This is a genomic window from Streptococcus oralis, from assembly GCF_019929365.1.
In the GTDB taxonomy this organism is placed as follows: Bacteria; Bacillota; Bacilli; order Lactobacillales; family Streptococcaceae; genus Streptococcus; species Streptococcus oralis_BT.
Genome location: NZ_JAHZPH010000003.1, coordinates 95,736 through 116,415, shown reverse-complemented (window position 1 = coordinate 116,415; position 20,680 = coordinate 95,736). Strand labels below are relative to the sequence as shown.

The 20,680-nt window shown below is 43.3% G+C and carries 21 protein-coding genes; 16 read left to right on the top strand and 5 right to left on the bottom strand.

Annotated features, from left to right (window positions below):
* Positions 1-29: 29 nt before the first annotated feature.
* The 3 genes from K1I53_RS05700 to K1I53_RS05690 all read left to right on the top strand — a co-directional run bounded on the left by K1I53_RS05700 (position 30) and on the right by K1I53_RS05690 (position 2,741).
* Positions 30-1,880 carry a nucleoside-diphosphate sugar epimerase/dehydratase gene (locus K1I53_RS05700; protein WP_223328696.1) on the top strand — a complete coding sequence of 617 codons (1,851 nt, stop codon included), beginning with the start codon at positions 30-32 and terminating at the stop codon, positions 1,878-1,880.
* Between the two features lie 248 nt (positions 1,881-2,128).
* Entirely contained in the window at positions 2,129-2,551 is a 423-nt protein-coding gene (locus K1I53_RS05695) for a DUF805 domain-containing protein (RefSeq protein WP_223328695.1), read from the top strand.
* Positions 2,526-2,741 carry a DUF805 domain-containing protein gene (locus tag K1I53_RS05690; RefSeq protein ID WP_000759535.1) on the top strand — a complete coding sequence of 72 codons (216 nt, stop codon included), beginning with the start codon at positions 2,526-2,528 and terminating at the stop codon, positions 2,739-2,741. The genes K1I53_RS05695 and K1I53_RS05690 overlap by 26 nt, the downstream gene beginning before the upstream one ends.
* Positions 2,742-2,828: 87 nt before the next feature.
* Here K1I53_RS05690 and K1I53_RS05685 read toward each other — a convergent pair whose 3' ends face one another.
* Genes K1I53_RS05685 through sdaAB form a run of 3 tightly spaced genes read right to left on the bottom strand, consistent with a single transcriptional unit; the run spans position 2,829 to position 5,032 of the window.
* The gene (locus K1I53_RS05685) at positions 2,829-3,458 is read right to left on the bottom strand and encodes an HAD-IA family hydrolase (RefSeq protein WP_223328694.1); all 630 of its coding nucleotides are present in this window, start codon (positions 3,456-3,458) and stop codon (positions 2,829-2,831) included.
* Positions 3,459-3,479: 21 nt separating this feature from the next.
* The gene (gene sdaAA, locus K1I53_RS05680; protein ID WP_223328693.1) at positions 3,480-4,352 is read right to left on the bottom strand and encodes an L-serine ammonia-lyase, iron-sulfur-dependent, subunit alpha; all 873 of its coding nucleotides are present in this window, start codon (positions 4,350-4,352) and stop codon (positions 3,480-3,482) included.
* An 8-nt stretch (positions 4,353-4,360) separates the two neighbouring features.
* Entirely contained in the window at positions 4,361-5,032 is a 672-nt protein-coding gene (gene sdaAB / locus K1I53_RS05675) for an L-serine ammonia-lyase, iron-sulfur-dependent subunit beta (RefSeq protein WP_084975953.1), read from the bottom strand.
* Between the two features lie 240 nt (positions 5,033-5,272).
* On the opposite strand from sdaAB, the gene K1I53_RS05670 reads away from it, so the two are divergent.
* The 7 genes from K1I53_RS05670 (at position 5,273) to mnmG (ending at position 13,679) form a co-directional block, all read left to right on the top strand.
* Complete coding sequence (locus tag K1I53_RS05670; protein ID WP_038804695.1) at positions 5,273-5,899, top strand: LysM peptidoglycan-binding domain-containing protein; 627 nt, start codon at positions 5,273-5,275, stop codon at positions 5,897-5,899.
* A 276-nt stretch (positions 5,900-6,175) separates the two neighbouring features.
* Positions 6,176-6,982 (top strand): ABC transporter substrate-binding protein, encoded by an 807-nt coding sequence (locus K1I53_RS05665; RefSeq protein ID WP_223328692.1) that lies wholly within the window; start codon positions 6,176-6,178, stop codon positions 6,980-6,982.
* Between the two features lie 15 nt (positions 6,983-6,997).
* The gene (locus K1I53_RS05660) at positions 6,998-8,194 is read left to right on the top strand and encodes an argininosuccinate synthase (protein WP_000031908.1); all 1,197 of its coding nucleotides are present in this window, start codon (positions 6,998-7,000) and stop codon (positions 8,192-8,194) included.
* Between the two features lie 27 nt (positions 8,195-8,221).
* Positions 8,222-9,613, top strand: a complete 1,392-nt coding sequence (argH, locus tag K1I53_RS05655; protein WP_223328691.1) for an argininosuccinate lyase — start codon at positions 8,222-8,224, stop codon at positions 9,611-9,613.
* A gap of 427 nt (positions 9,614-10,040) precedes the next feature.
* The gene (gene mnmA / locus K1I53_RS05650) at positions 10,041-11,162 is read left to right on the top strand and encodes a tRNA 2-thiouridine(34) synthase MnmA (RefSeq protein WP_057488861.1); all 1,122 of its coding nucleotides are present in this window, start codon (positions 10,041-10,043) and stop codon (positions 11,160-11,162) included.
* A gap of 139 nt (positions 11,163-11,301) precedes the next feature.
* Positions 11,302-11,757, top strand: coding sequence for an NUDIX hydrolase (locus K1I53_RS05645; RefSeq protein WP_223328690.1), 456 nt, complete (start codon positions 11,302-11,304; stop codon positions 11,755-11,757).
* 8 nt (positions 11,758-11,765) lie between these two features.
* The gene (mnmG, locus tag K1I53_RS05640) at positions 11,766-13,679 is read left to right on the top strand and encodes a tRNA uridine-5-carboxymethylaminomethyl(34) synthesis enzyme MnmG (RefSeq protein WP_223328689.1); all 1,914 of its coding nucleotides are present in this window, start codon (positions 11,766-11,768) and stop codon (positions 13,677-13,679) included.
* 245 nt (positions 13,680-13,924) lie between these two features.
* Here the strand turns inward: mnmG and rnjA are convergent, their stop codons facing one another.
* Positions 13,925-15,604, bottom strand: coding sequence for a ribonuclease J1 (gene rnjA / locus K1I53_RS05635; RefSeq protein ID WP_223328688.1), 1,680 nt, complete (start codon positions 15,602-15,604; stop codon positions 13,925-13,927).
* A gap of 1 nt (position 15,605) precedes the next feature.
* Positions 15,606-15,839, bottom strand: a complete 234-nt coding sequence (locus K1I53_RS05630; protein ID WP_223328687.1) for a DNA-dependent RNA polymerase subunit epsilon — start codon at positions 15,837-15,839, stop codon at positions 15,606-15,608.
* 290 nt (positions 15,840-16,129) lie between these two features.
* On the opposite strand from K1I53_RS05630, the gene K1I53_RS05625 reads away from it, so the two are divergent.
* The 6 genes from K1I53_RS05625 (at position 16,130) to K1I53_RS05600 (ending at position 20,562) form a co-directional block, all read left to right on the top strand.
* Complete coding sequence (locus tag K1I53_RS05625) at positions 16,130-16,345, top strand: hypothetical protein (protein ID WP_223328686.1); 216 nt, start codon at positions 16,130-16,132, stop codon at positions 16,343-16,345.
* 342 nt (positions 16,346-16,687) lie between these two features.
* The gene (gene tsaB / locus K1I53_RS05620) at positions 16,688-17,371 is read left to right on the top strand and encodes a tRNA (adenosine(37)-N6)-threonylcarbamoyltransferase complex dimerization subunit type 1 TsaB (protein WP_223328685.1); all 684 of its coding nucleotides are present in this window, start codon (positions 16,688-16,690) and stop codon (positions 17,369-17,371) included.
* Positions 17,368-17,805: a ribosomal protein S18-alanine N-acetyltransferase gene (gene rimI, locus K1I53_RS05615; RefSeq protein ID WP_223328684.1), complete on the top strand. Its 438-nt coding sequence runs from the start codon at positions 17,368-17,370 to the stop codon at positions 17,803-17,805. The genes tsaB and rimI overlap by 4 nt, the downstream gene beginning before the upstream one ends.
* Positions 17,795-18,805, top strand: coding sequence for a tRNA (adenosine(37)-N6)-threonylcarbamoyltransferase complex transferase subunit TsaD (gene tsaD / locus K1I53_RS05610; RefSeq protein WP_223328683.1), 1,011 nt, complete (start codon positions 17,795-17,797; stop codon positions 18,803-18,805). Before rimI ends, tsaD begins: the two co-directional genes overlap by 11 nt.
* Before the next feature lie 109 nt (positions 18,806-18,914).
* Positions 18,915-19,778, top strand: coding sequence for an Rgg/GadR/MutR family transcriptional regulator (locus tag K1I53_RS05605; RefSeq protein WP_223328682.1), 864 nt, complete (start codon positions 18,915-18,917; stop codon positions 19,776-19,778).
* A 115-nt stretch (positions 19,779-19,893) separates the two neighbouring features.
* Positions 19,894-20,562, top strand: a complete 669-nt coding sequence (locus K1I53_RS05600; RefSeq protein ID WP_223328681.1) for a CPBP family intramembrane glutamic endopeptidase — start codon at positions 19,894-19,896, stop codon at positions 20,560-20,562.
* Positions 20,563-20,680 lie beyond the last annotated feature (118 nt).

Below are 20,680 nucleotides of genomic sequence, written 5' to 3'. Positions count from 1 at the left end.
CTGACTCTTTTAAGGGGGAGTAAATTCCTATGAATAAAAAACTAACAGATTATGTGATTGATCTGGTTGAAATTTTAAATAAACAGCAAAAACAAGTGTTTTGGGGGATATTCGATATTCTGAGTATGGTGGTTTCCATCATCGTATCTTATATCTTGTTTTATGGCCTTATAAATCCTGCGCCTGTGGATTACGTGATCTACACTCTTTTAGCCTTCCTCCTCTATCAAATCATGATTGCGTTTTGGGGGCTAAATGCTAGTATTAGTCGTTATAGCAAGATTACGGATTTCATGAAAATCTTTTTCGGAGTGATGCTCAGCAGTGTTCTTTCTTATGGAATCTGCTATGCCTTTCTTCCATTGTTTTCTATCCGTTTCATCGTACTCTTCATTTTGTTGAGTACCTTCCTCATCTTGCTTCCTCGTATCACTTGGCAGCTGATTTATTCTAAGCGCAAGCAAGGTAGTGGAGATGGAGAGCATCGCCGTACCTTCTTGATCGGTGCTGGTGATGGTGGCGCCCTCTTTATGAACAGCTACCAACATCCAACTAGCGACCTTGAGCTAGTGGGGATTTTGGATAACGATGAAAAGAAAAAGGGACAAAAACTAGGTGGAATCCCAGTTTTGGACTCCTATGACAATCTGCCTGAATTGGCTAAACGTCACCAAATCGAGCGTGTCATTGTAGCGATCCCTTCGCTAGACCCTTCAGAGTACGAACGCATCTTGCAGATGTGTAATAAACTAGGCGTCAAATGTTACAAGATGCCTAAGGTTGAGACAGTCGTTCAAGGACTCCATCAATCAGGTAGTGGCTTCCAGAAAATTGATATCACAGACCTTTTGGGCCGTCAGGAAATTCGTCTCGACGAATCGCGCCTGGGTACTGAGATTACAGGCAAGACCATCCTGGTGACAGGAGCTGGTGGTTCGATTGGTTCAGAGATTTGTCGTCAGGTTAGCCGCTTCAATCCAGAACGTATCATCTTGCTTGGGCATGGCGAAAATTCAATCTATCTCGTTTATCATGAATTGATCCGTACATTCCAAGGGATTGATTATGTTCCTGTTATTGCAGATATTCAGGACTATGACCGTCTCTTGCAGGTGTTTGAGCAGTATAAACCAGCCATCGTCTATCATGCTGCCGCTCACAAACACGTTCCGATGATGGAACGCAATCCAAAAGAAGCCTTCAAAAACAATATCCTCGGTACCTACAACGTTGCCAAGGCTGTGGATGCAGCCAAGGTGCCTAAGATGGTCATGATTTCGACAGACAAGGCGGTCAATCCACCCAATGTTATGGGGGCAACCAAGCGCGTGGCAGAGTTGATTGTCACTGGCTTTAACCAACGTAGCAAATCAACCTACTGCGCAGTTCGTTTTGGGAATGTTCTCGGTAGTCGTGGTAGCGTGATTCCTGTCTTTGAACGCCAGATTGCTGAAGGTGGCCCTGTAACGGTGACAGACTTCCGCATGACACGTTACTTCATGACTATTCCAGAGGCTAGCCGTCTAGTAATCCATGCTGGCGCTTATGCCAAGGACGGAGAAGTCTTTATCCTTGATATGGGCAAACCAGTTAAGATCTACGACTTAGCCAAGAAAATGGTGCTTCTAAGCGGGCACACAGAAAGCGAAATTCCAATCGTTGAGGTCGGTATTCGTCCAGGTGAAAAACTCTATGAAGAACTCTTGGTTTCGACCGAATTGGTTGATAACCAAGTCATGGACAAGATTTTCGTTGGTAAGGTAAATGTCATGCCACTAGAAGCCATCAATCAGAAAATTGAGGAGTTCCGTTCACTCAGTGGAGATGAGCTTAAAGAAGCGATCATTTCCTTTGCAAATGAGACAACTCATGCTGAGTAAGAGTGTCCAACTACCTTCATAATGAAACAACTATCGCCAGTTTTCTGAGAGAATCAGAAAGCTGGTTTTTATAAATAGAGAGTAGAGAACATCGGATCTTTCAAAGGTTTAATAAGCGCAACTATTCAAGGGACGATATTATGTGATCTATCAGGAGAGTGATTTCAGACAATCTAAAAACTACCTCTTTTTTAAGCTGGTAACATAACTTTGCGAAATAAGTATTAAAGTCAAAAGGAGATTTTTGTATGCTGAGTGCTATTAGGAGTTTTTTCAAAGGCTATGCAAATTTTTCTGGTCGTTCCACACGTCCAGAATTTTGGTGGGTTTGGCTACTAAATATGGTGATTTTCTTGCCCGCCTACTACTCACTTTTTACTGGAGTAGAATCTGATAAAGCCATCAGGAATATTGCGGTCTTCAGTATGTGTATTATTTTGTTTATAATAGAGTTTGTTCCTCTACTAGCACTGATAGTACGTCGCTTACGAGATGTGGGTATCCATTGGGCCTATATCTTTATTGTACTTGTCCCTTTGGGTGCAATAACACTGCTCGTTATGCTCGCTATGCCCAGTCAACGATTTGGAGAAAAAGTGATAGAGAATAGTGAAACAAATAAAGAGAACACTGAAGACTCTCAGTTTGAAGAAATGGTACGAAAATATTAAGATATTTCTACTCTATTTTAAAGCGGCTGAGTCGCTTCGCTGCTTACGAGACGCTGGTTTCCACTGGGCCTTTATCTTCATTGCTTTGGTTCCTCTCGTTGGACCGATTGCTCTTATTGTCATGCTTGCTTGGCCAAGTAAGAAGGATGAAGATACAGATACTGAAGAACAGGATCAAATTACTGCTTAAGCATGGAGTTGATTCCTTCTGATAGTAACAACATATAAAAAATACTCCTCAACCTAGTTCACTAGTGTTAGGAGTATTTTTGTATGGTTAGAGCTGGCTAATGATATCATCAATGGTATGGGCAATCCAGTCAGGCTGATAGCTGAGTAAATCAGCCTCTTCTCCAAATCCCCAAGTAACAGCAAACTTTTTAATGCCAGTTTCTTGGGCTCCAATCATATCAAACTTGGTATCCCCAATGATGAGGACTTGGTCTGCATGGAGTTGATGCGTTTGCAAGGCGTAACGGATGACATCTGCCTTATGTGGCGTTTCAGGACTAGAGCCGTAAATGCCATCAAAGAAATGATGGATTCCCAGATTTTTAGTCATATCATGAGCAGTAGGAGTATTCTTTGTTGTAGTGATGTATAGAGGGTAGTTTTGCGAAAGCTCTTGAAGCAATTCTGTTATTCGGGGGAAGAGTTGGGCTTCGTGGATTCCTTTTTCCTTGTAGTAAGAGCGGTATATCTGCACAGCTTCTGAGATTTGTTCCTTGGGAAGACACGTTGCAAAGCTACTTTCAAGTGGCGGGCCCATGAAACCACGAATGGTTTTGGCATCAGGGCTTGGAACTCCTAGCTCTTTAAAGGTATGGGTAAAGGCATTGTGGATCCCGAGGGAACTGTCAACCAGGGTTCCGTCTAGATCGAAAAAGATGGCTGAGATTGATGACATAGTTTCTCCTATTAGATAAGGTTATTCTCCGAAGATTTCTTTTTGTAGGCGACGGCCAGTAGGGGTGGCAGCGAGTCCACCTTCAGCCGTTTCTCGGAAGGCAGTTGGGAGGCTCGATCCGACTTGGTACATGGCATCGATGACTTCGTCAACAGGGATCTTAGACTCGATACCTGCCAAGGCCATATCAGCCGCGATAAAGGCAAAGCTGGCTCCCAGGGCATTGCGTTTGACACATGGAATCTCGACCAAACCAGCGACAGGGTCACAGATGAGGCCCAGCATATTTTTAATGACAAAGGCAATGGCTTGGCTAGCCTGATAGGGGCTTCCACCTGCAGCCAAGGTCAAGGCTGCGGCACTCATGGCAGAGGCAGAGCCAACTTCGGCCTGACAGCCACCTTCAGCACCTGAAATAGAAGCGTTGTTTGCGATAACCAATCCAAAGGCACCAGCAGCAAAGAGGAAATCCAGCTGTTCTTCGTGGGTGAGGTCAAGTTTTTGAATAGCTGCAGTAAGAACGGCAGGCAGACAGCCAGCACTTCCTGCGGTTGGAGTGGCGCAGACCAAGCCCATTTTGGCGTTGTGTTCATTGACCGCGATGGCATTTCGGGCAGCTGATAGGATGGTAAAGTCAGACAAGGCCTTGCCACTTTTGAGATGGCGATCTAGCTTGGCTGCATCGCCACCCGTTAGGCCACTACGAGATTTGTTTTCACTAAGACCGAGCTCAACAGAGGCTTTCATGACTTCTAGATTGCGCTCCATGAGGAGAAGAACTTCTGCACGTTCCCGGCCGGTCAGTTCATATTCTGTCGCGATCATGAGTTCTGCGACATTTCCTTGGAAGTCTAGATCCGCCTGCTCGACCAATTCTTTGATAGAATAAAACATGTTTCCTCCTACTTAAAGAAATTGACATTGTGGAGATGAGGAATTTTTCGGATTTCTTCAATCGCCTCTTCGCAACTTCGACTATCGACTTCGATAATCATGATGGCTTTTTCTCCAGCTTTTTCCCGAGTCACATTCATCTGAGCGATGTTGATATCGAAACGAGAGAGGGCTTCAGTAACATGGGCAATCATCCCCGGAACATCCTGATGCACGATGATGATGGTCGGGGTATTCATATTGAGAGAAACGGCAAAACCATTGAGTTCCGTGACCTGGATATTTCCCCCGCCGATAGAAATACCTGTCACACTGATGGACTTGTGTTCATTCTTCACAGTAATTTTAGTGGTATTAGGATGAGGAGCATTGCTGTCTTTCTGAATGGTCCAGACAATCTTGATACCACGCTTATGAGCAATCTCAAGGCTATTGGGAATGTCAGGATCATCCGTATCCATACCTAAAATTCCAGCGACGAGAGCTAGGTCAGTCCCGTGGCCACGGTAGGTCTTGGCAAATGAATTAAATAGTTGGAATTCCACCTCTGTCGGTCTATCACCAAAGATAGAAGACACGATTTTTCCGATACGAACCGCACCAGCTGTATGGCTACTTGATGGGCCAATCATGACAGGGCCGATAATATCAAAGACAGATTGAAAACGAAGTGATTGCATCTGTTTCCCCTTACAAAGATTCTTATTTCTATTATATCAAAGAATGAAGTTCTGTGCTTATTTCCCTTATAAAACTAAAAAAATGGATAAAAATAGTATAAAATCTTGTCTTTTATGACAAAAATATCAATGTTTCAGTAAATATAAAATATTTTTGTAATATTTCTACACGAAACCGTCAAGAAACGGTAATATTCAAACGGTATGATAGAAGCATAGTAAAAAGGAGAATTTTTAGAAATGACATTAACAACTAAAAAAATCAAATTAACTCTTGCAGGAGCAGCAACTTTCCTTGCTTTCCTTGCACCATCACTTGCTTTTGCAGATGAAACAATCACTTATACAGTGAAACCAGGTGACACTCTTTCAGAAATCGCTGAGAAGTACAACACCACTGTTGAAAAATTGGCAGAAAAAAACAAGATAGAGGATATTCATCTGATCTTTGTGGATCAAGTTTTGGTCATCGAAGGGACAGCTCCAGCTGCGAAAACTTATGAAGCACCAGCTGCAACAGGAGAAACAATCGAAGAGACTACGACTTACGAAGAAATAACTGAAACAACAACTTACGAAGCTCCAGCTGCTACAACCAGCACTTCTTATGAAGAAGAAAGTTACACAGCTTCAACTGTAAGTGGTTCTGAAGCAGAAGCCAAAGAATGGATCGCTCAAAAAGAATCAGGCGGTAGCTACACAGCTACAAACGGGCGTTACATCGGACGTTACCAATTGACAGATTCATACTTGAACGGCGACTACTCAGCTGAAAACCAAGAACGCGTAGCAGATGCTTACGTTGCGGGACGATACGGTTCATGGACAGCTGCCAAGAACTTCTGGCTTAACAACGGTTGGTATTAAGAATAAAAGAGTCCTTTAGGACTCTTTTTTGTTTCTCTATAACAAAAAGTGTAACGATCTTCTCAGTACTGCTCTATTTGTATAATCCCAACGAAAGTCTTCAAATTGTTTCAAAACTCAAATAGTATAAATAAGCTTATTATATGTAAAAATATATCATATAATAAGCTTTTTTTTGTTTGAAATGAAATAAAATTCAGTTTTGGCTTGACAAATGTTTTTGAGAAGTGTATTATTTATACAATTTAAAAGTATAAAAATAAGAGGAGGTTTTCTATGAATAAAGTAAAGAAGGTGCTGATGACGATGTTTGGTTTGCTTATGTTCCCCTTACTGTTTGCTTGTAGTAACAGTCAGTCCCAAGGTGTTGAAGCCATTAAAGCTAAAGGAAAATTGGTGGTGGCCCTAAATCCAGAGTTTGCTCCATTTGAATACCAGAAATTAGTCGATGGGAAAAATCAGATTGTAGGTTCAGATGTTGAGCTAGCCAAAACCATCGCAAAGGAACTAGGTGTGGAAGTGGAGTTCTCTCCAATGAGTTTTGACAATGTACTGGCTAGTCTTGATTCAGGTAAAGCCGATCTTGCCATATCAGGCATTTCTAAAACGGAGGAGAGAAGTCAAGTTTACAATTTTTCAATTCCCTACTATACTTCGAAAAATAAGGTTATCGTAAGAAAATCTGAATTAACGAATTACCAATCTGTGAAGGATTTGGCTCAGAAAAAGGTTGGAGCGCAGAAAGGTTCGATACAGGAGACTTTGGTCAAAGAAACCTTGCAGAATTCTTCTCTCGTTTCACTTCCTAAAAATGGAAATTTGATAACAGATTTGAAATCAGGGCAACTGGACGCGGTTATCTTTGAGGAGCCAGTGGCGAAAGGATATGTAGAGAATAATCCAGACCTAGCCATCGCTGAGTTTGATGTTGATAATGATAAAGAAGATTCCTACGCTGTTGCGATGAAAAAAGACAGTAAGGAATTGAAAGAAGCGGTTGACAAAACCATCCAGAAGCTGAAGGATTCTGGGGAGTTGGACAAATTGATTGACGATGCTTTTAAAGCCTCTATCGAAAAATAGAAAGAAGGAAGAGGAATGAGTAAGGAAAAAGTTATTTTAGCCTATTCAGGTGGATTGGATACATCAGTTGCTATTACGTGGTTAAAAAAAGACTATGATGTGATTGCTGTTTGTATGGATGTGGGTGAAGGAAAAGATTTGGAGTTCATCCACGATAAAGCTCTCAAGGTTGGGGCTGTTGAGTCTTATGTCATTGATGTTAAGGAAGAATTTGCTAATGACTATGTTTTAGTGGCCCTTCAGGCTCATGCCTACTATGAACAGAAGTATCCCTTGGTATCTGCTCTGAGTCGCCCTCTTATTTCAAAAAAACTCGTTGAAATAGCTCATCAGACGGGGGCAACCACAATTGCCCATGGTTGTACAGGTAAGGGAAACGACCAAGTTCGGTTTGAAGTCTCTATTGCAGCTTTGGATCCCAATTTAAAGGTAGTTGCGCCTGTTCGTGAGTGGAAATGGTCTCGTGAAGAAGAAATCCAATATGCCAAAGAAAACGGCGTTCCAGTTCCTGCTGACCTTGACAATCCTTACTCTGTTGATCAAAATCTTTGGGGACGCGCAAATGAATGTGGTGTCTTGGAAAACCCTTGGAACCAAGCGCCAGAAGAAGCATTTGGAATCACGTCTTCGCCAGAAGAGGCGCCAGACAGTCCAGAATTTATTGATATTGAGTTTAGCTGTGGGGTGCCCATCTCCCTCAATGGTGAGAAGATGAAAGTGGCGGATTTGATTCAAAAGCTAAATGAAATTGCAGGCAAACACGGTGTCGGTCGTATTGACCATGTGGAAAATCGCCTAGTCGGTATTAAGTCAAGAGAGATTTATGAGTGCCCAGGTGCTGTGACTTTATTGGCAGCTCATAAGGAGATTGAAGACTTGACTCTTGTGAGAGAAGTGGCTCATTTCAAACCCATTATCGAAAATGAGTTGTCCAATCTCATCTATAATGCCTTGTGGTTTAGCCCAGCAACTCAGGCTTTGATTGCCTATATCAAGGAGACACAGAAAGTTGTCAATGGAACTGCAAAAGTTAAACTCTATAAGGGGAACGCCCAGGTGGTGGCTCGGAAATCTCCAAATTCTCTTTATGATGAAAATTTGGCGACTTATACTAGTGCGGATACCTTTGACCAAGATGCGGCTGTTGGATTTATCAAGCTTTGGGGGCTTCCGACTAAGGTTTATTCAGAAGTTCAGAAAAATGTTGAGTAGTGATGCGATAGAAAGGGACGACAGGATATGTCGAAAAATACAAAATTATGGGGTGGTCGATTTGAAGGCACTGTGGAAGATTGGGTAGAACAGTTCGGTGCGAGTATTTCCTTTGACCACCAGCTGGCAAAATTTGATTTGATCGGCTCCCTAGCTCATGTTCAAATGCTAGGACAGACTGGCATTTTAAGCTTGGAAGAGGCGGAGCAGATTCAAGATGGTCTGAAAGCTTTGTTGCGAGATTTAGAGGCAGGAGAGCTTCATTTTGATATTGCAAATGAAGATATTCATATGAATATGGAAGTGTTGCTGACAGAGAAAATCGGTCCTCTGGCTGGGAAATTGCACACGGCTCGTTCTCGGAATGACCAAGTCGCAACGGATATGCACTTATATCTAAAGGAGCAGCTTGGCCATGTCTTGGATAAGTTGGCGAATCTGAACGGTGTTTTGCTGGATTTGGCTGAAAAACATGTGGAAACCATCATGCCAGGCTATACTCATTTGCAACACGCCCAACCGATTAGTTTTGCCCACCATCTCATGGCTTATTACAATATGTTCCAAAGGGACAGCGAGCGCTTTGCATTTAACTTGAAACATACGGACCTATCTCCCCTAGGTGCGGCTGCTTTGGCGGGGACAACTTTTCCAATCAATCGTCAATTATCGAGTGATTTACTGGGTTTCCAACAACCCTATACCAATTCCTTGGACGCAGTGAGTGACCGTGATTTTATCTTAGAATTTCTATCAAATGCCAGCATTTTGATGATGCATATGAGTCGTTTTTGTGAGGAAATCATCAATTGGTGCAGTTTTGAGTATCAGTACATTAGCTTGTCTGATAGCTTTTCAACGGGTTCGTCTATCATGCCCCAGAAGAAAAATCCTGACATGGCTGAGTTGATTCGAGGGAAGACAGGACGGGTTTACGGGCACTTGCTTGGGCTATTGACCGTCATGAAGTCTTTGCCCCTGGCTTATAATAAGGATTTGCAAGAGGACAAGGAAGGCATGTTTGATACAGTAGAAACGATTTTGAATTCTCTGGATGTGTTGGCAGGTATGCTATCGAGCATGCAGGTTAATAAGGCCAAAATGCAGCAATCCACAGAGAATGATTTTTCGAATGCGACCGAACTGGCAGATTATTTGGCAGAAAAAGGCCTCCCCTTTAGAGAAGCGCATGAAATTGTAGGAAAATTGGTTCTAAACTCTATCAAGCATGGTAAAAACATCCAAGATTGGGATTTGGAGGAGTTGCAAGTCTACCATCCCTTGATTGAAGAGGATATTTATATCTACTTGCGCCCAGAAACCGCTGTTCAGAGACGGAATTCCTTAGGAGGAACCGGCTTTGAGCAAGTGAAATACCAGATAGAACAAGCGAAGAAAGAACTTAAAGGGGAAAATTGATTCGTTTGCAAAGGAAGAAAGAGAGGTTGAGATGATTTATCAGCCTCTTTCTTGTCTTCTCTAACCAAGCGTGTTATAATGAATACTGCTCAAGCGACCTTCAATCGTAAAGCACACACGACCTTCAATCGTGAACTAGTCATTTCGTTTATCTTTTATTACGTCGTTAACTCGAAATGAGATGCAAGCTGAGCTTGTCTGATTTATAACCTCAATCAGTCTCCCAGACTGATTGAGCGAACTCAAGTTATGCCTGCGACTCGTTGCCTATCATATTTTCATTTTAAGATGATAGGCTAAAATGGTCTCCCAGACCATTTTACTCCTAAAAGCAAACGAAAAGACTATACTCAAAGAAATTCTATTGAAAGTCATAATGAATAGAATTTTGAAGGGTATGAATAAACGAATAGATGGGAGACTTACCATGAGTGATAACTCTAAAACACGTGTTGTCGTGGGGATGAGTGGTGGTGTTGATTCGTCGGTGACGGCTCTCTTGCTCAAGGAGCAGGGCTACGATGTGATCGGTATCTTCATGAAGAACTGGGACGATACAGATGAAAACGGCGTCTGTACGGCGACCGAAGATTACAAGGATGTGGCTGCGGTGGCGGACCAGATTGGCATTCCCTACTACTCTGTTAATTTTGAAAAAGAGTACTGGGACCGCGTTTTTGAGTATTTCCTAGCGGAATACCGTGCAGGGCGCACGCCGAATCCAGACGTTATGTGCAATAAGGAAATCAAGTTCAAGGCCTTTTTGGACTATGCTATGACCTTGGGGGCAGACTATGTAGCGACGGGGCATTATGCTCGAGTGGCGCGTGATGAGGATGGCATCGTTCACATGCTTCGTGGCGTGGACAATGGCAAGGATCAGACCTATTTCCTCAGTCAACTTTCGCAAGAACAACTTCAAAAAACCATGTTCCCACTGGGACATTTGGAAAAGCCTGAAGTTCGCAGACTAGCAGAAGAAGCAGGCCTTGCGACTGCTAAGAAGAAAGATTCAACAGGGATTTGCTTTATCGGAGAGAAGAACTTTAAAAACTTCCTCAGTAACTACCTGCCAGCTCAGCCTGGTCGCATGATGACTGTGGATGGTCGCGATATGGGTGAGCATGCAGGTCTCATGTATTATACAATCGGTCAGCGTGGCGGACTTGGTATCGGTGGCCAACACGGCGGTGACAATGCACCGTGGTTCGTTGTCGGAAAAGATTTGAGCCAAAATATCCTCTATGTCGGACAAGGATTCTACCATGACTCGCTCATGTCAACTAGCCTAGAAGCCAGTCAAGTCCACTTTACTCGTGACATGCCAGAGGAATTTACACTAGAATGCACGGCTAAATTCCGCTACCGTCAGCCTGACTCTAAGGTGACGGTTCATGTCAAAGGAGACAAGGCAGAGGTCATCTTTGCAGAACCGCAGCGCGCCATTACACCAGGACAAGCAGTTGTCTTTTATGATGGTGAAGAATGTCTCGGTGGTGGTTTGATTGACAATGCCTACCGCGATGGACAAGTTTGTCAGTACATTTAGATTGACAAATTTTCTCAATTTGCTACAATAATAACAGCAATAGAAATGATGGTCAAAGCTCATGGATGTTGCAGGCTTTTTGTCCTGCACTTCTTTGGAGTTTTGACTGTTTTTGTGTCGTTTAAGGGAAAGGACAAAAATGACTCAGCAAGACTTTCGGACAAAAGTGGGAAATACAGTCTTTGGTGTTCGGGCGACAGCCTTGATTCTTCAAAATCGCAAGCTCCTAGTTACCAAAGATAAGGGCAAGTATTACACTATCGGCGGTGCGATTCAAGTCAATGAAAGCACGGAAGACGCGGTAGTCCGTGAAGTGAGAGAAGAACTGGGTGTCAAAGCTCAAGCTGGGCAGCTAGCTTTCGTGGTTGAAAATCGTTTTGAACAGGACGGTGTTTCCTATCACAACATCGAGTTTCATTATCTGGTGAACTTGCTTGAAGAAGCTCCATTGACCATGCAGGAAGACGAAAAAATGCAGCCTTGTGAGTGGATTGACTTGAATCAGCTCCAGAATATCCAGCTAGTTCCAGCCTTTTTAAAAACGGCTCTACCAGATTGGGACGACCAACTACGACACATTCATATTGAGGAATAGGAGAGAAAATGACTTATAATTTTACAGAAGAATACGATATCATTGTAATCGGTGCGGGGCACGCGGGGGTAGAAGCATCCCTAGCAGCTAGCCGTATGGGCTGTAAGGTCTTGCTTGCGACTATCAACATCGAAATGCTGGCTTTCATGCCTTGTAACCCTTCGATCGGTGGTTCTGCCAAGGGGATTGTCGTGCGTGAAGTGGATGCCCTCGGTGGGGAAATGGCCAAGAATATTGACAAGACTTACATACAGATGAAGATGCTCAACACAGGGAAAGGACCTGCTGTCCGTGCCCTTCGTGCGCAGGCTGACAAGGAACTTTACTCTAAGGAGATGCGCAAGACAGTTGAAAATCAAGAGAATCTGACCCTTCGTCAAACCATGATTGATGAGATTTTGGTGGAAGATGGCAAGGTTGTCGGTGTTCGTACAGCAACTCATCAAGAGTATGCTGCCAAGGCTGTTATCGTGACTACAGGGACTGCCCTCCGTGGGGAAATCATCATCGGAGATCTCAAATACTCATCAGGACCAAACCACAGTCTGGCTTCGATTAACCTAGCTGACAATCTCAAGGAACTTGGGCTCGAAATTGGTCGTTTCAAGACAGGAACGCCTCCACGTGTCAAGGCTTCTTCTATCAACTACGATGTGACAGAGATTCAGCCAGGAGACGAGGCGCCTAATCACTTCTCCTACACTTCACGTGATGAGGACTATGTCAAGGACCAAGTGCCATGCTGGTTGACCTATACCAACGGTACTAGTCATGAGATTATCCAAAACAACCTCCACCGTGCGCCTATGTTTACAGGTGTAGTTAAGGGTGTGGGCCCTCGTTACTGTCCGTCGATTGAGGACAAGATTGTGCGCTTTGCGGATAAGGAACGTCACCAGCTCTTCCTTGAGCCGGAAGGGCGCAATACAGAGGAAGTTTATGTTCAGGGTCTTTCAACCAGTCTACCTGAGGATGTCCAACGTGATTTGGTTCATTCCATCAAAGGTTTGGAAAATGCTGAAATGATGCGTACTGGTTATGCCATTGAGTACGACATGGTCTTGCCACACCAGTTGCGTGCGACTCTGGAAACCAAGAAGATCTCAGGACTTTTCACTGCTGGTCAGACAAATGGAACGTCAGGTTACGAAGAGGCTGCTGGACAAGGGATTATCGCTGGTATCAATGCGGCTCTGAAAATCCAAGGCAAGCCTGAATTGATTTTGAAGCGCAGTGACGGTTATATCGGGGTGATGATTGACGACTTGGTGACCAAGGGAACCATTGAACCCTACCGTCTCTTGACCAGTCGTGCTGAATACCGTCTCATCCTCCGTCATGACAATGCCGATATGCGTTTGACCGAGATGGGTCGTGAGATTGGCCTTGTGGATGATGAACGCTGGGCTCGTTTTGAAATCAAGAAAAATCAATTTGACAATGAGATGAAACGCCTAGATAGTATCAAACTCAAGCCGGTCAAGGAAACCAATGCCAAGGTTGAGGAGATGGGCTTCAAACCGTTGACAGATGCGGTGACAGCCAAGGAATTCCTTCGCCGTCCAGAAGTTTCTTACCAAGATGTGGTAGCCTTCATCGGGCCAGCTGCTGAGGACTTGGATGACAAGATTATCGAATTGATTGAAACAGAAATCAAGTACGAAGGCTATATTTCCAAAGCTATGGATCAGGTTGCCAAGATGAAACGCATGGAAGAAAAACGCATTCCAGCCAATATCGACTGGGATGATATTGACTCCATTGCAACAGAAGCCCGTCAGAAGTTCAAACTCATCAATCCAGAAACTATCGGCCAAGCCAGCCGTATTTCGGGAGTAAATCCAGCAGATATTTCTATTTTGATGGTGTATCTTGAAGGTAAAAACCGTAGTATTTCTAAAACTATTCAAAAATCAAAATGATACGTCGTCGGCTTCGGCTCACCTAACTTAAGTTATGCTTTCGCCTAGCCTTCTAGTCTGATTTCGATTTTTATTGAGTTTTAATCTCAAAAGAAAGCATAGAGAAAAACAGCTCCGTCTTCGGAGCTGTTTTGTTGACTTGTACTCAATGAAAATCAAAGAGCAAACTAGGAAGTTAGCCGAAGGCTGTACTTGAGTACGGCAAGGCGAAGCTGACGTGGTTTGAATTTGATTTTCGAAGAGTATTATTCTTCATCTGGTGTGAGGATCATAGGGATGATGATCGGTTCACGTTCTGTATTTTCATAAAGGAAGGGGCGAATAGCGTTGACGATGGCACCATTGACAGATTGCACGCTAGCATCTTTGTTCTTCAATGCGATACGAATAGCATTGAAGAGGATGCGCTGGCTTTGACGAATCAAGTCGCCAGACTCTCGCATGTAGACAAATCCTCGGCTGAGGATGTCAGGCCCAGACAAGATCATTTTAGACTTGAAGTCAACAGTTGCGACTGCTAGAACGACACCATCTTCAGATAGATCTCTACGGTCTTTGAGGACAGCCGCACCGATTTCACCGATACGATTTCCATCGACATAGATGTCTTGGGCGTTGAAATGCCCTGCGATACGGGCTGAGTTAGCAGTAAGGGCAAGCACATCACCATTGCTCATGATAAAGATATTGTCCTTCTCGACACCCGTATCCACCGCTAGTCCAGCATGGACTTTCTGCATGCGGTATTCACCGTGAACAGGCATGAAGTATTTTGGCTTAATTAAACGGAGCATGAGTTTTTGCTCTTGCTGGCCACCGTGTCCAGAGGTGTGGATATTGTTAATCTTACCGTGGATGACTTCGACACCAGCTTCTGAGATAATGTTAATCAACTTGTTGACGCTAGTGGTGTTTCCAGGGATTGGACTAGAAGAGAAGATAACGGTATCGCCGGGTTGGAGTTGTACCTGACGGTGGGTTCCGTTGGCGATACGAGAGAGGGCTGCCATCGGCTCGCCCTGACTACCTGTACAGAGGATAAGAACCTCGCCTGCAGGATAGTCTTTGATTTCATTTGGCTCGATAAAGGTTCCCTTAGGAGCTTTGATGTAGCCAAGCTCGATACCGTTGACAATGGCCTTTTCCATCGAACGTCCAAAGACCGCAATCTTGCGTCCAGTCTTAACAGCGGCATCTGTTGCTTGCTGGAGACGGAAGATATTTGAGGCAAAGGATGCAAAGATGATACGTCCTTCAATGCCTTGGATAATCTTCATGATGGACTGACCAACGACTTTTTCAGAGTTGGTAAAGGTTGGCACTTCTGCATTTGTCGAGTCAGACAGGAGGCAGAGTACGCCTTCTTCACCAAGGGCTGCCATCCGGTGCAAGTCAGCAGGTTCTCCAACTGGAGTGAAGTCGAACTTGAAGTCACCCGTACAGACGATTTTTCCTTGAGGAGTATGAATAACAATCCCCAAAGGCTCTGGAATAGAGTGGGTGGTTCTAAAGAAAGTTGCCTTGAGATTTTTAAAGGTCAACTCAGTGTTGTGGTTGATTTCGTAAAGTTTGGCGTTGCGCAAGAGACCGTGTTCTTCGAGTTTCCCACGGATCAAAGCCAGGGCAAGTGGTCCGGCGTAGATAGGGACATTTGCTTGCTTGAGCAGGAAAGGAATCCCACCAATGTGGTCCTCGTGTCCGTGTGTGATCAAGACAGCCTTGATGCGGTCGATATTGTCCACGATGTAAGAGTAGTCGGGGATAACGTAGTCGATACCGAGCAAGTCATCTTCTGGGAATTTAATCCCAGCATCGACGATGATAATCTCGTCTTGGTATTCAATTCCATATGTATTTTTCCCGATTTCTCCCAGACCACCGATGGCAAAAACGCCGACTTCTTCAGGTTTAAGAGTGTAGGCCATATTAGAACTCCGTGATTTCGAAAGCGCCAGTTTCTTTTTCGTAATCTAGCAATTTGTCAGACAAGCGTTCGATATACTCGATGTTGTACTCTGGGCGGTTTTCTTCGACAAGTTGGCGAGCAGCGATACGGCCCTCAAGTTCTGAGTTGGCATCGATGTCTAGGTAAAGTGAGCGTGTTGTTTCACGACGTGGGCTACGTTCTTTTGTTTCTTGATAAAAAACTTTGTAAATCATATAGTTCCTTTCTATTTACAGGTCAGCTTATTCCAAACTTTTAGTAGAGATTTGCTTGATTTCATTCCATTTTGTGTCTAGATTGACCTTGATTCGTTACAATTATTTCAATTATACCACAAAATGAAAAATTAGTAAAAGACGGAAATAGAGAAAGTCGGTAGGGGAAGAAGGAGCAAAAAGACAGGTAGGATTTGGTTGGAGAGCGCTTAGGTGTTATAATGGAAAGAGAAAGGGAAGTTTATGGATGGGAATATTCCCTATAGCTTTTAAAACAAGGAGGATTAAGGATGTTTAGTTTGTTTGAATTTGCAGCAGGGGTTCGCCTCTTGATGTTTATAGTTTTTGTAGCCTGTGTCTATGGTGGAAATCTTATTTTTACGTATCTAGAACACCGCAAAACAAAATTCCTTTGGAAGCTTGCTTTTGTGACGCTCTATTCAATTTTTCTCCTTCTTGTCACCTATGTTGTCTGGCTCGTTTTTCATTTTGGTTTAAATGTTTGAGCTCAATTATTCATCTAAATATACAGAAAAACCACCTCGTCTTGATAGATGGGGCGGATTTTTCTATTTTCAGGTGATATCCTTATGTTTTCGATGATGATTTCTAACATCGAAAATCGAGTTGAAACATAAATGCCTGATCCAAATTTTTTACGAAGATCCTTTCAATTTTCTTGTTCACTTATATTTTCGGAAAAGATAGGAAAAATGTAAAATTTTTTTAAATTTTTGTGCCTTCCCCTTTGTCTAAGTGGTAAGGCTTTTTGTTTGGGGAGAAAGAAAATTCCCATGCGTCAGCTTTTGTAGTATAATAGTAAACAGACAAAAAGATAGGAATGTGTTATGAAAGTATTAGCTTTTGATACGTCCAGCAAGGCTCTATCTCTCGCTATCTTAGAGGACAAGCAGATTCTTGCCGAGACGACGATTAATATCAAGAAGAATCACAGTATTACCCTCATGCCTGCCATTGATTTTTTGATGGCAAGTTTGGATTGGACGCCCAAGGATTTGGATCGAATCGTGGTGGCAGAGGGACCAGGTAGCTACACAGGTTTGCGGATCGCAGTGGCAACTGCCAAGACCTTGGCTCATACTCTGAATATTGAGTTAGTTGGAATGTCTAGCCTCTTGGCTCTGGTGCCGACTCAGCAAGAAGGCTTGGTGGTTCCTGTTATGGACGCACGTCGCAACAATGTTTACGCAGGATTTTATGAAAATGCTAAACCTGTCATGTCAGAAGCACACCTGTCCTTTGCGGAAGTGCTAGAAAAAGTCAAGGATGCTGACCAGGTGACCTTTGTCGGAGAAGTTGGTGCCTTTGTGGAGCAGATCCAAGAACAGCTACCACAAGCTAGCTACCAAGAAACCTTGCCAAATGCAGCTAATCTAGCTCTTTTGGCCTGGGACAAGGCAGCAGACTCTTTACATGACTTTGTGCCGAATTACCTCAAGCGTGTTGAGGCAGAGGAAAACTGGCTTAAGAACCACACCGAGTCTGGCGAGTCCTACATTAAACGCCTATGATAGAAATCAAACGAATCCAACAGCAACCTGACTTGGCTCAAGTCATCTATGCTGTCATGGAAGCTATTTACCCAGTCAGTCCTTGGACGCTGGAACAAATCCAAGCGGACCTGTCCCAAGACCAAACTTGGTATGCTGTGGCTTTGGACGGGGCAGAAGTGATTGGCTTTCTAGCCGTGCAGGAGAATCTCTTTGAGGCAGAAATTCTGCAAATCGCTGTCAAAGGAGCCTATCAGGGTCAGGGAATTGCGTCAGCCTTGTTTGCAACATTGCCGACAGATAAGGAAATTTTCCTAGAAGTCAGAAAGTCAAATCAACGAGCGCAAGCATTTTACAAGAAAGAAAAGATGGCGGTCATCGCTGAGCGCAAGGCCTACTACCATGACCCAGTCGAGGACGCCATCATCATGAAGAGAGAAGTAGATGAAGGATAGATATATTTTAGCATTTGAGACATCCTGTGATGAGACCAGTGTTGCCGTACTGAAAAACGATGATGAGCTCTTGTCCAATGTCATTGCGAGTCAAATTGAGAGTCACAAACGTTTTGGGGGCGTAGTGCCAGAAGTAGCCAGTCGTCACCATGTCGAGGTTATCACAGCCTGCATCGAGGAGGCACTAGCAGAAGCAGGGATTACCGAAAACGACGTAACAGCTGTTGCGGTTACCTATGGACCAGGATTGGTCGGAGCCCTACTAGTTGGTTTGTCGGCTGCAAAGGCCTTTGCTTGGGCTCACGGCCTTCCGCTTATCCCTGTTAACCACATGGCGGGCCACCTCATGGCAGCTCAGAGTGTGGAACCTTTGGAGTTTCCCTTGCTAGCTCTCTTGGTCAGCGGTGGGCACACGGAGTTGGTCTATGTTTCTGAGGCTGGGGATTACAAGATTGTTGGTGAGACAAGAGATGATGCGGTTGGTGAGGCTTATGATAAGGTCGGTCGTGTCATGGGATTGACCTATCCAGCAGGTCGCGAAATTGACGAGTTGGCTCATCAGGGACAGGATATTTATGATTTCCCTCGTGCCATGATTAAGGAGGACAATCTGGAGTTTTCATTCTCAGGTTTGAAGTCTGCCTTTATCAATCTTCATCACAATGCAGAGCAAAAGGGAGAAAGCTTGTCCAAGGAAGACCTGTCAGCATCTTTCCAAGCTGCAGTCATGGATATTCTTATGGCAAAAACCAAGAAAGCCTTGGCAAAATACCCTGTTAAAACTCTAGTCGTAGCCGGTGGCGTGGCTGCCAATAAAGGTCTTAGAGAACGCTTGGCAGCTGAAATCACAGATGTTAAGGTCATCATTCCACCCCTACGCCTTTGCGGAGACAATGCAGGTATGATTGCCTATGCTAGTGTTAGCGAGTGGAATAAAGAAAACTTTGCAGACTTGGATCTCAATGCCAAACCAAGCCTCGCTTTTGATACGATGGAATAAAGAGTCAGCTTGAGGCTGGCTTTTTTGCTAAAATATTTTATAATATGTAAAAAAGTAAAATTTTTTACGAATAGAATAGTAAAGGGAATTTTTAAAGGGGAGTTTGGCCATGATTGAAAAACAAGAATTGGGAGAATTTTACAAGGAATTACGCTTGGCGCGAAAACTCAAGCAGTCAGATGTAGCTTGTGATGGACTGACAGCATCCCAGCTATCCAAGTTTGAATTAGGGCAGTCTATGCTGTCTGCAGATAAGTTGATCCTAGCGATCCAAGGGATAAATGTGACCTTCGATGAGTTTGGACACAAGCTTAATAATTATCAGGAATCCCCACATATGCGATTTGGACGAAAAGTTGTAGATCGTTTTGCCCATCAAGATATAGCTGCCTTAGAGCAACTATTAGAGGAGGTCGAGCAAGAACAGATGGCACAGACTTATCGTCGTTTGAATGCTATTGTGATTAAAAATGCTATCCATTCCTTGGATAAAAGCTATCTACTCGAAGAGGAGGATCGTGAGTTTTTGACCACCTACCTCTATGCTATCGAGTCTTGGACCTGGTTTGAACTCTATATCTTTTGCAATACCATGCCTTTTTTGAGCAATCAAGATCTGATTTTTTTATCTACCTCTTTGCTCGAAAAATCCAAGGAATTTAAAGAATTGGCACACAATAGACTGTATATGAAAAGTGGCTATCTCAATATCATCTCAGAGCTCATGGAGCGTAAGCTTTTCTCTTACATCCCAATCTTTGAGTCTGAGTTAGGGAGCATGCTTCGTCCGTATGATGTTTTTGAGAAATTATTGTGGCAATTTTTAAAGAAGATGAGTATCTTCCTTCAAACCAAGGGAAGCAATCAAAAAGAGATTGAACACTTTATCCAATCTCTGCAAGTATTAGAAAATCCACAATTGATAGCCCTCTTCGAATTACGTTTGAAGCAATACAAAGAGCTTATCGATTAGTCCACAATCGCAAATCTGAAATTTCTATAAGAAAAAATGTCAAATATGCGATTTTCTAAGATAGGGTAGTTTTCGTGTTATACTGTCTTTATTTCATAGTATAGGAGAAAATAAAATGAAAAAAATAATTTCTAACTACTACTTTATTATAGCTGTTTTGCTTGTCATTGCTGACCAGTTCTTCATTCGTTTGCTTTTACATAGCGACCTTGTTGCTGGTCTATCTGACTTTGCCTATTATTTGTCGGATATGCTGTTGAATTTTCTTGTGGTTCTGCTTGCTATTATTGTTATGATTTGGTCAGGGAAATGGCAGAAAATCAACAGTCGAAAATTTAAAGGTTCCTATCTTTTTTATTCCTTTCTAGCTCTTCTTGCTTTTGTTATTTGGAATTTCCTTACATTTTTTATTTTCCCACCTACCAAAAATGAAATTGCTTATCAACTGGGTGTTCCTACTTTTACAGGAGCTACGGTATTTTTGATGTATTTTCTCTATCCTGTGATTGCAGGTCCCATTTTTGAAGAGATAATCTATCGTGGGTTGGTGATGACCGCTCTGGAAAAAGGAAGGAAATGGGGACTGGATGTGCTTGGTTCTGCTGCTTTATTCGGGATCTTGCATATTAGTAACCACGGTTGGGTATTGACAGACTTTGTCTTCTATATGGGTGGCGGTCTCATATTTGCAGTCTTATTTAGAGTGACAAAGTCCATTTATTGGCCTATTGGACTGCACATAGTCTACAATGGCATTGGTCAGATTCTCCCCTTGTTGTTTTAGAATTTTTCAAGAATCCTAATTAGTAAAAGAGAACACTAGCTGTGACATAAAATTCCCGAGTCAGTTTGTAGTGCTGGACCAAGCCCTTACGGAGCTTTTGATTGGATGAAAGGACTCT